At 71.0% G+C, this 10019-nt stretch carries 11 protein-coding genes; 7 read left to right on the forward strand and 4 right to left on the reverse strand.

Translation table 11 applies throughout. From position 1 onward, the window contains the following. Positions 1-198: 198 nt before the first annotated feature. Positions 199-618 carry an Lrp/AsnC family transcriptional regulator gene (locus VIM26_RS00080; protein WP_331948263.1) on the reverse strand — a complete coding sequence of 140 codons (420 nt, stop codon included), beginning with the start codon at positions 616-618 and terminating at the stop codon, positions 199-201. Here VIM26_RS00080 and VIM26_RS00085 point away from each other — a divergent pair. The 3 genes from VIM26_RS00085 (at position 547) to VIM26_RS00095 (ending at position 3152) form a co-directional block, all read left to right on the forward strand. Next, positions 547-720: a hypothetical protein gene (locus VIM26_RS00085; protein WP_331948273.1), complete on the forward strand. Its 174-nt coding sequence runs from the start codon at positions 547-549 to the stop codon at positions 718-720. The two genes, VIM26_RS00080 and VIM26_RS00085, sit on opposite strands and share 72 nt — an antisense overlap. A gap of 244 nt (positions 721-964) precedes the next feature. After that, positions 965-1978 (forward strand): sugar phosphate isomerase/epimerase, encoded by a 1014-nt coding sequence (locus VIM26_RS00090; protein WP_331948264.1) that lies wholly within the window; start codon positions 965-967, stop codon positions 1976-1978. Then, positions 1968-3152, forward strand: coding sequence for a Gfo/Idh/MocA family oxidoreductase (locus VIM26_RS00095; protein ID WP_331948265.1), 1185 nt, complete (start codon positions 1968-1970; stop codon positions 3150-3152). The genes VIM26_RS00090 and VIM26_RS00095 overlap by 11 nt, the downstream gene beginning before the upstream one ends. A gap of 151 nt (positions 3153-3303) precedes the next feature. On the opposite strand, the gene VIM26_RS00100 is transcribed toward VIM26_RS00095, so the two are convergent. Continuing rightward, positions 3304-4302, reverse strand: coding sequence for a LacI family DNA-binding transcriptional regulator (locus VIM26_RS00100; protein WP_331948266.1), 999 nt, complete (start codon positions 4300-4302; stop codon positions 3304-3306). Between the two features lie 143 nt (positions 4303-4445). On the opposite strand from VIM26_RS00100, the gene iolG reads away from it, so the two are divergent. From iolG to VIM26_RS00115, 3 genes are all read left to right on the forward strand, one after another. After that, positions 4446-5468: an inositol 2-dehydrogenase gene (gene iolG, locus VIM26_RS00105; RefSeq protein ID WP_331948267.1), complete on the forward strand. Its 1023-nt coding sequence runs from the start codon at positions 4446-4448 to the stop codon at positions 5466-5468. A gap of 49 nt (positions 5469-5517) precedes the next feature. Continuing rightward, entirely contained in the window at positions 5518-6378 is an 861-nt protein-coding gene (locus VIM26_RS00110) for a TIM barrel protein (protein WP_331948268.1), read from the forward strand. A 300-nt stretch (positions 6379-6678) separates the two neighbouring features. Further along, a complete protein-coding gene (locus tag VIM26_RS00115; protein WP_331948269.1) occupies positions 6679-6840 on the forward strand; it encodes a hypothetical protein in 162 nt (53 codons plus the stop codon). Between the two features lie 367 nt (positions 6841-7207). Here the strand turns inward: VIM26_RS00115 and VIM26_RS00120 are convergent, their stop codons facing one another. Next, positions 7208-8125 (reverse strand): LysR family transcriptional regulator, encoded by a 918-nt coding sequence (locus tag VIM26_RS00120; RefSeq protein WP_331948270.1) that lies wholly within the window; start codon positions 8123-8125, stop codon positions 7208-7210. A 72-nt stretch (positions 8126-8197) separates the two neighbouring features. Between VIM26_RS00120 and VIM26_RS00125 the strand changes: the two genes are divergently transcribed. Then, positions 8198-9478, forward strand: coding sequence for an MFS transporter (locus VIM26_RS00125; protein ID WP_331948271.1), 1281 nt, complete (start codon positions 8198-8200; stop codon positions 9476-9478). Between the two features lie 189 nt (positions 9479-9667). Here the strand turns inward: VIM26_RS00125 and VIM26_RS00130 are convergent, their stop codons facing one another. Next, positions 9668-9796, reverse strand: a complete 129-nt coding sequence (locus VIM26_RS00130; RefSeq protein ID WP_331948272.1) for a hypothetical protein — start codon at positions 9794-9796, stop codon at positions 9668-9670. Between the last annotated feature and the right edge of the window lie 223 nt (positions 9797-10019).

Below are 10019 nucleotides of genomic sequence, written 5' to 3' on the forward strand. Positions count from 1 at the left end.
CCCCGTTCCGTCGCGCGATGGAACCTACGTCCCGCAACAGTCGGCAGCTCGGCGGGATCTGCCACTCGGCCCGTCACCGCGCTCAGTGCATCGCTCAGTGCGGCCATTCGGCACTCTGGGTGCACTTTCGCTGCACCGAGCGCTGCACTGACCGCCGCCGGGAGCCGCGAGAACTCCTCGCCGTCCGGGGCTCGGGTTTCACAGGGGCAGGGGGCGGCTTTCTACGACGCTCTTCATGACGAGGGTGGAGCTGAGGCGCTGGACGCCGGGAAGGGTGGTGAGGCGGTCGTCGTAGAGCTGCTGGAAGGCGGGCAGGTCGCGGGCGATGACGCGCAGCAGGTAGTCGGGGTCGCCGAAGAGCCGCTGGGCCTGCAGCACGTGGGGGACGGCGGCGACGGCTTCTTCGAAGGCATCGACCGTCCCGCGGTCCGCGCCGCGCATGGTGACGAAGACCAGGGCCTCGAACGTCAGGCCGAGGGCGTGCGCGTCCAGGTGCGCGCGGTAGCCGCTGATCGCGCCGGATCGTTCCAAGGTGCGCAGGCGGCGATGGCAGGGGGAGACGGTCAGGCCGACCCGCTCGGCGAGCTCGGTGATTGTGAGACGTCCGTCCTGCTGCAACTGCGGGCCCGCCCGGCTGCCGCGCGAGCGGTGTCTCGCTTCTCCGGTGTCGCGATGGTCGGCATCGGCGTGCTGCTGCTGGCGGAACAGCTCGCCAGCTGACCGGCCGGCTGGCGGCCTGGCCGGCCAGCTCGCTGCGAGCCGGGCGCGGCCGTGCACACGACTTCGGCAACTGCCTTGACCATATGTTCGGACATGAGTAACCTGAGATTAGCGCGCGCTAATCACTCGAAACGCGCTGGCTCGACCCGCACTACCCGCGAGACCCGCACCACCCCGCGAGCGACGACGCTCCGCGGAAGCCGACGAAGACGCGTCGCCTCAGGCGCGATCAGGAGAGTGCCTCATGAAGCTCGGTGCCTACACCGCGTGTCTGCACGACCGGACCCTCGAGGAGGCGCTGGACATCCTGCGCGACCTCGGCCTGACCTCCGTCGAGGTCAACACCGGCGGGTTCATCTCCGCCCCGCACATCCCCGTGGACGCCCTGCTCGCGTCGGAGTCCGCCCGCAAGGCCTACCTCCAGCTCTACGCGGACCGCGGCCTGGAGTTGACCGGCCTGAACTGCAACGGCAACCCGCTCAACCCCCTGCCCGGCGTCGGCCCGAAGCACGCCGACGACCTGCACAAGACGATCCGCCTGGCGGGCCTGCTCGGCGTCAAGCGCGTCGTGACGATGTCCGGCGTCCCCGGCTCCGACTCCGACTCGCGGTACCCCTCCTGGGTCGTCAACCCCTGGGACGGGGTCTACATGGACGTCCTGGACTACCAGTGGGACCTCGCGGTGCCGTTCTGGCAGGAGATCGACGCCCTCGCCGGCGAGGCCGGCGTCAAGGTCGCCATCGAGATGCACCCGCACAACCTGGTGTTCAACCCGATCACCCTCAAGCGCCTCGTGGACCGCACCGGCGCGACGAACGTCGGCGCAGAGCTGGACCCGAGCCACCTGATGTGGCAGGGCATGGACGTCCCGGCGGTCATCCGCTTCCTCGGCCCGCTCGTGTTCCACGCCGCGGCCAAGGACGCCAAGCTGTTCGACGGCGTCAAGCTGCGCGGGGTCCTGGACGACAGCTTCACCCGGGTACATGCGAGCGACCCGAACAAGGTCTCCACCGGGATCGGCCACTGGTGCAACGCCTGGCCCGAGGACGCCCCGTGGCGCTTCGTGGCGGTCGGCGTCGGGCACGACGTCGAGTACTGGACGGAGTTCCTGACCGCGCTCGCGGAGATCGACCCCGACATGGCGGTCAACATCGAGCACGAGGACGCCTCGATGTCCCAGCTCGACGGGCTCGGTCTCGCCGTCGCCACACTGAAGGCTGCAGAGCGGGGCCTCAGGGAGGCAACCGATGTCCGCTGAGTCCCTCGGCGTCGCCGTGATCGGCGCCGGAATGGCAGGCCGCGCGCACGCGGCCGGATACCGCAGCGCGACGACGGCCTACGGGCCGGGCCTGCCGGAGATCCGGCTGGTGGCCATCGCGGACCTGAACCCGCAGTTCGCCCAGGACACCGCCCGGCGCTTCGGCTACGAGCGGGCCGAGACCAGCTGGCAGGCCATCGCGGCCGCGCCGGACATCGACATCGTCAGCGTCGTCGTCGCCAACCACCTGCACCGCGAGGTGGTCGAGGGACTGCTCGCGGCCGGCAAGCACGTGCTGTGCGAGAAGCCGTTCGCCCCGACGATCGAGGACGCCGAGGCCATGGTCACGGCGGCCGACGCGGCGCCCGGCCTCGTCACCGGGGTGGGCTTCACGTTCCGCAGGTCGCCCGCGATCAGCGGGATCCGCGAACAGGTCGAGTCCGGCGCGATCGGCAAGCCGATGCACTTCAACGGGCACTACTGGTGCGACTACGGCAACAACCCGAACGGGCCGATGAGCTGGCGGTACAAGGGCGGCCCGGGTTCGGGTGCGCTCGCGGACATCGGCAGCCACATTGTCGACACCGGTGAGTACCTCTACGGCCCGATCGAGTCGGTCAGCGGTGCGGTGCTGTCGACGTACATCACCGAGCGGGCGCTGCCGGCGGGAGCCGCCGTCGGGCACGGGGCCGCTGAGCTCAGCGACGTGCGCGAGCCGGTGGAGAACGAGGACCTCGTCACCTTCACGGCGCGCTTCGTGTCCGGTGCCACCGGCACGTTCTCGGCCTCGCGCGTCACGCACGGCCTGCCCAACTCGCTCGGCTTCGAGCTGTTCACCGCGGGCGGGGCCGCGACCTTCGACCTGGTCCGGCCGGGGGAGTTCGGTTTCAGCGACTCGTCCGTCACCGGCGCCACCGGTGGCTACCGGCAGGTGCTGGTGGGACCCGCCCACCCGTACCTGGCCGGCGGGATGGCGATGGACTTCCCGGGCGTCAACTACGGCCAGAACGACCTGTTCGTGTTCCAGGCTCGCGCCTTCCTCGAGCAGGTGGCCGGCGTCGAAGACAGCCTCCCGCCGTGCCCAAGCTTCGCGCACGGTGTGCACAACCTGCGGCTGCTGCAGGCGGTCGTCGACTCCGCGGCCGACGGCGGTCGCGAGGTCAAGGTCGGGTAGCTCCACTCACCCGGGTGCTCGTGTACGTCGCGGCATGCCGGGCTTGAACGACCGAGGACCTCCGGGTGCGTGATCCCGGAGGTCCTCGGTCGTTGTCGACCCGGACGGGATCGCGGCGCGTGGGGCGGCGACAAGCGCCCGCACGGGTGAGCTAGCGCCTGCTCGACGTCGAGCGCCGCACGACCAGGTCCGGATCCAGCACCACGGTTCGGGCCTGGTCGCGCCCGCCGAGTCGTTCGGTGAGCAGCTCGAAGGCGGCGTGCCCGGTCCGCTCGCTCGGCTGGTCGACCGTGGTCAGGTTGAACTGCGGCATCGCGGCGAGCCGGGTGTTGTCGTACCCGACGACCGACATCCGGTGCGGGACCTCGATCCCGGCCCGGGCGAGGAAGCCCAGGGCCGCGACCGCCGTCACGTCGTTGTGGGCGAGCAGCGCGGTCGGGCGAGGCGAGCAGACCAGGGCCCGCTCGGTCGCGTCGCCGTCGGCCGCGACGTCGGGGATGACGTTCGATCGCCCGCCGAGGCCCGCGGCCTCGAGAGCGGCGCGGTAGCCGGCGACGCGGTCCACCATCAGCGGCTCGCTCACGCCCGCGGCGACGTCGAGGTAGGCGATGTCCTGGTGCCCGAGCGCGAGCAGGTGCTCGGTGGCCCGCCGGGCGCCGGCGACCGAGTCCACGTGCACGAAGTCCACCGACGGCACCGGCCCCGGGCGGCCGACGACGACGGTCGGCACCTGACGACCGATCGCCGCGAGCGCGGCGGAGCCCTGCAGCGGGGAGGCGATCACCAGGCCGTCGACGCGCAGCTCCAGGAACGTCTCCACCGCCGCGGCCTCCCGGCCCGCGTCGCGTCGCCCGTCGTTGAGCAGCGTCGTCAGGCCGGCGTCGGCCGCGGCGTCCTGGAGGTGCGCGGCGACCTCGCTGAAGAACGGGTTGGACACGTCCTGCAGGACCAGGCCGAGCAGCCCGGTACGTCGTCGGGCGAGGTTGGCCGCGGGGGCGTTGACGCGATAGCCGAGCTCGCTTGCCGCGGCCAGGATCGCCTCCCGAGTGGACTGCGCGACCTCGGGACGCCCGGACAAGGCCATCGAGACGAGCGCGCGCGAGACCCCGGCGTGGGCGGCGACGTCCGCCTGGGTGGGGGACCGTCTCATCGGTGGGATCCTCTTGTTGAAGGGCCTTGAGCATATGTCCGGACATGGGGTTGACGCGCGTCAACTCTGTCGGTACAACTGTAGACATGGCCTCGGGCGATTGCCCCTGGTTTCCGCGACCTCAGTGAAGAGGGACCTCGCACATGCTCAAGATCGCCATCATCGGGGCCGGCCGGATCGGGGCGGTGCACGCCAAGACCGTCGCTGAGCACCCCGACGCCCAGCTCATCTTGGTGTCCGACCCGTTCGGCGACAACGCGGCCGACGTCGCCGCGTGCTATGGCGCGCGCTCGACCAAGGACGTGGCCGCCGTCTTCGCCGCGGACGACGTCGATGCCGTCATCATCGGCTCACCGACACCGACGCACGTGGATCACATCGTCTGCGCCGTGCAGTCGGGCAAGGCGGTGCTGTGCGAGAAGCCGGTCGACCTGAGCATGAAGCGGGTCGACGAGTGCCTGGCCGCGATCGCCGGCAAGGAGGACTCCGTGATGATCGGGTTCAACCGCCGGTTCGACCCGACGTTCGCCGAGATTCGCGCCCGGGTCGCCCACGGGGAGATCGGCCCGCTCGAGCAGCTGACCATCATCAGCCGGGACCCGGCCGCGCCGCCGGTGGCGTACCTGGCCGACTCGGGCGGCATCTTCCGCGACATGACGATCCACGACTTCGACACCGCGCGGTACTTCCTCGGCGAGATCGTCGAGGTCAGCGCCACCGGGCAGACGCTGGATCCGGCGTTCAGGGGATCCGGCGACTTCGACGCCGCCGTCGTCACCCTGACCGCGGCGAGCGGTGCGGTCGCGACGATCATCAACTCGCGGCACTGCGCGTCGGGCTACGACCAGCGCCTCGAGGCGTTCGGTCCGCTGGGCATGCTGGAGGCGGTCAACCAGCTCGCCACCTCCGTGCGCTACTCCGGCAGGAAGCAGAGCTCGGCCGACGGCCCCTACCTGGACTTCTTCCTGCAGCGGTACGCCGAGGCCTACCGCCTCGAGCTGGGTCACTTCATCGAGTCCGTCACCCACGGCACGGCGCCCTCGCCGTCGATCCTGGACGGGCGCGCGGCGCTGGTGCTCTCGGACGCGGCCACCCGCAGCGCCCGGACCGGCGAGCGGGTCGCCGTCGGCTCGCCGAGCCCTCGGGTCGCCGTCCCGGTGCGCTGAGCCGCCCGAGCGCCACCCTCTGCTTTCCCTTCCACCGCAAGGAGTGACCATGAAGATCGCTGGAGCACCCATCAGCTGGGGCGTGTGCGAGGTACCCGGCTGGGGCTACCAGATGGACCCGTCGCGCGTGCTGCCCGAGATGAAGGCGCTGGGCCTGACCGCCACCGAGTTCGGCCCGCAGGGCTGGCTGCCGCAGGCCCCCGCCGAGCGCGCGGCCGCGCTCGCGCCGTACGGCCTCGCCGCCGTCGGCGCCTTCGTGCCGGTGATCCTGCACGACCCGGACCACGACCCGCTGCCGGGCGTGCGCCGCGAGCTGGAGAGCTTCGAGGCTGCGGGCGGGGACGTGCTCGTGCTCGCCGCGGCGTCCGGTCTCGACGGGTACGACGAGCGCCCCGCCCTGGACGACGCCGGTTGGGCGACCCTGTGCGCGAACCTGGACCGGCTGGCTGCCTACGCGGCTTCGTGCGGGGTCAAGGCGACCCTGCACCCCCACGTCGGCACGATGGTGGAGAAGAAGGCGGAGGTGTTGCGGGTGCTCGCCGGCTCGACGATCGCGCTCTGCCTGGACACCGGTCACCTGCTCATCGGCGGCACCGACCCGGCCGAGCTGGCGACGACGTTCGCCGACCGCATCAACCACGTGCACGCGAAGGACGTCCGGGTGGACCTGGCAGCCCGGGTGCAGTCGGGGGAGCTGTCGTACACCGACGCGGTCCGCGCGGGCATCTACGTCCCGCTCGGCGAGGGGGACGTGGACCTGGCGGCGATCGTCCGCGCGCTGGAGAAGGTGGGTTTCGACGGGTGGTACGTCCTGGAGCAGGACACCATCCTCGCGGCGGAGCCGAGCGACGAGGGGCCGGTCAAGGACGTGCGGTCCTCGATGGCGTTCCTGCGCTCGCTCGTGGGCTGAGTCGTTTGTGGCACGTGTCGGGTCTGGCGCGCGGGTATACGCCGCGCTGGGGCTGACGGTGGGGGACGGTCAGATCGGGGGGACGATCCGAGGTAGATGTCGGTCAGCAGGCGCGGGCGACGGCCATAGGCATCGATAGCCCCGACGAGGTCAGTGCAGCCCTCAGTGCAGCCCTCAGTGCAGCCAAAGTGCGCCAGAGCTACACCTTCGATGCACTGAGGGCTGCACTGAACGGCTTCGGGCCAGCCCGACCGCGGAATGGGGCTGGGTGTGTGGCTGGGTGTATCGACCGTTCACCCATTGGTGCACTTTGGCTACACCCTGCGATACACCCAGACCCGGATTCATGGCTCGCTGCGCATCCGGGCCGCTTGGGTCCAGTCTCGGCGGGCGCGCTCCGTCGTGCTCGCGGAGAAGGCCGCTGACACCGGTGGCGACGACGGACGGCGTCGGGCGGCGTAGGGCGGCGTTGGGCTCGAGTTCGCCGGTCCGCACGCGAGTTCGTCGTTTTCGATCGGCGAACTCGGCAGAAAACGGCGAACTCGCGTCCGGGCGGGGGAGCGGGACCCTGCCCGGTCCGACCCGGACTACGACTCCGACCCGGACTCGACCCGGACTTTCGTTCACCGCAGCTGGCACCTGGCGGTGGTCTACTGACGCGTTGGCTGGCCGGCCGACGCGTCAGCCCGAGCGCGCGGTATACGCCGCGCAGCGGCTGACACGCCATTTTCAGCCCGGAACGGGCTGCCCCGCGAGGGGGGCACCGACGACTTGTCAGCCCGAGCGCGGTCTCTGGGCCGCGCGGCGGCTGACAAGTCCGGGGGCCGCCTTACGCCGGGGCGCCGAGGAAGGCGCGCGCGGCGATGCCTGGGCCCCTGGTGGCGACCAGTGACCGGAAGGCCTCGGCGGCGGTGCCGAGCGGGCGGTCCGCCGGGTGGGCGAGCACGATCTGGCGTTCGGCGCGCACGTCGTGGATGCCCAGGGCCCGCACCGTGGCCGGGTAGTCGCGCCGGGGCACGATCGTGACGCCCAGGTCGGCCGCGACGAGGCCGACCATCGTGTGGATGTCCTGGCCCTCGAAGGAGATCGTGGGTTGGATGCCGGCGCCGTTCAGGAGTTCCTGCACGGTCGAGCGCAGCCCGAACCCGGCGGCCATCAGCACGAACGGCTCCCCGGCGAGCTCCTTGAGCCGGACGGTCGTGCGCCCGGCGAGCCGGTGGGCTCGCGAGACGATGACGACCAGCTCGTCGGCGCCGATGCGGACGACCGCGAAGACGTCGTCCGCGGGTGGCGGTGAGAGGAACGCGACATCCGCGCGGGACGAGCGCAACAGCTCGAGGCAGTGCGCACGCGAACCCTGCGCGAGGGTGAACTCGACGCCGGGATGGTCCGCGCGGAAGGCCCGGATGAGTGCTGGCACGAGGTCCTCGCCGAGGACGTTCTGGAAGGCGACCGCGACCCGCCCCCGCAGCGGTGCGGCGGCGGCGGCCATGCCTGCCTCGACGTTGCGCAGCGCCTCGCGTGCGAATGGCAGGAAGGCTTCGCCGGCGGGGGTCAGGCGGACACCTCGGCCCGATTTCTCGTACAGCGCGACGCCCAGGATGGACCCGGCTCGCTGGAGAGACCTGGTCAGTGTCGGCTGCGGCACCCCGAGCGCATCGGCGGCCGCGGTCACCTGACCGGTGTCGGCGAGCGCGACGAAGGCCGGCAGGAGCGGCAGGACGCGGTCCAGACGATCACGACTCATGCCCGCAGTGTATGTGATTGGGTCGCCAGGATGTATTGGACGTATTTCTTGATGTTTCGTACCGTTCGAGGAATGGATACCGTCTCGACCGTCTCTGACCACCGGGCACCCGGCGCGGCCAAACTTTGGGCCGGTCACGCGCACGGCAGTCCCGAGTACCGCCGTCTGCTCGCGGGGCTGTTCTTCGCGGGGATCGCGACGTTCGCGCAGCTCTACTCGCCGCAGGCGGCGCTCCCGCTGATCGCCGCCGACCTGAAGATCGGCGCCGCGCGAGCGTCGCTGGTCGTCTCGGCCGCGACGATCGGGCTGGCGATCGGCGTCATCCCGTGGTCGGTCGTCGCCGACCGGATCGGCCGGGTGCGGGCGATGTCGATCGCGGTGGTCGCCGCGACTGCGTGCGGTTTGCTGGTCCCGTTCGCTCCGAGCTTCGCGCTCCTGCTGACCGGACGGCTGCTCGAGGGGGCGATGATCGGCGGGGTGCCGGCGATCGCGATCGCCTACCTGAGCGAGGAGATCGACGTCCGGCACGCGGCCCGGGCGGCCGGGACGTATGTCGCCGGCACGTCCGTCGGCGGACTGCTCGGCCGGCTCGTGGCCGGTCCGGTCGCCGAACTGGCGAGCTGGCGGGTCGGAGTGTTCGCGGTCGCCGTGCTGTGTGCGGTCGCCGCGGCGGGTTTCATCGTGCTGGTCCCCAAACCGCGCGGATTCGTGCCGCGCAGTTCACGCGAGCACGGCGACGTCGCGGGACTGCTCGCGCGGCTGTCGGTGAACCTGCGCTCTCGGCGGCTGCTCGCCGTGTACGCGCAGGGCTTCTTGCTCATGGGCGGGTTCGTCGCGCTGTACAACTTCCTGGGCTTCCGGCTCGCGGCGGCGCCGTTCAACCTGCCGCAGAGCGTGATCAGCCTGCTGTTCGTCGCGTATCTCGCGGGCACCTGGTCCGCGGCGCGGGCGGGGGCGTTGGCCGCGAGACTCGGGCGGCGACCGGTCCTGCTGGGCGCGGTGGCGGCCATGATCGCGGGCGTGCTCGCGACCCTGTCGTCCGTGCTGCCCGTCGTGCTTGCCGGCCTGCTGGTCGCGACGGCTGGCTTCTTTGCCGCGCACGCGGTCGCGTCCGGCTGGACCGGGAGCCTGGCGACGACGGGCCGCGCACAGGCGTCGTCGCTGTACAACCTCTTCTACTACGCCGGGTCGAGCCTGTTCGGCTGGCTCGGCGGGGTGTTCTTCGTCGGGTTCGGCTGGGTCGGGACCGCGGGCATGGTCGTCGTGCTCGCCCTGGCCGCGGGTTCGATCACCCTGCTGCTGCTTCCCGGCGTGCGCGCCCTGATCATGGGGAAGAAGGCTATGGCGACGTAGGTATCTGGGCCGGCACGGAGGAACTCTGACCCGCCCGGCACGCTCGGAGCTTTCGATCCACCTGGCACGCACGACGGAAAAGCTCCGACCCAGCTGGCGCGCTCGAAAGAAGCGCGCTGGCCCACCCGGTACGCATGGCGGAAGAGCACTCGCGTCGATTCTTGTCGCGCTGTCGAACTGATCTCTCGGTTACCAGGAGACTTTTCGTTCGAGCGATTTTCCGTTGCGGTCGGTGAAGGCCCAACCCCCGCCGATCTTCCAGCGGATCTCGATGCCGTTGTTGTGCACCACGGTGTGGTGGTAGTAGCACAGCAGCACTCCGGCGGTGACGTCGGTGTCACCGTGATCTCTGCACCAGTGCTTGGAATGATGGACTTCGCACAGGGGTGGTGGTGCGCCTCAGGTGGGGTATTGGCAGTGCTTGTCGCGTGCGATGACCGCGCGGCGCAGGTGGGCCGGGTAGATCCGCTTGGTGCGCCCGACGTTGAGGATCTGGGAGTCGGGCCCGAAGACCATGCGGGTGATCTCCCCGTCGCAGGCG

Source organism: Pengzhenrongella sp., from assembly GCF_036565025.1.
In the GTDB taxonomy this organism is placed as follows: Bacteria; Actinomycetota; Actinomycetes; order Actinomycetales; family Cellulomonadaceae; genus Pengzhenrongella.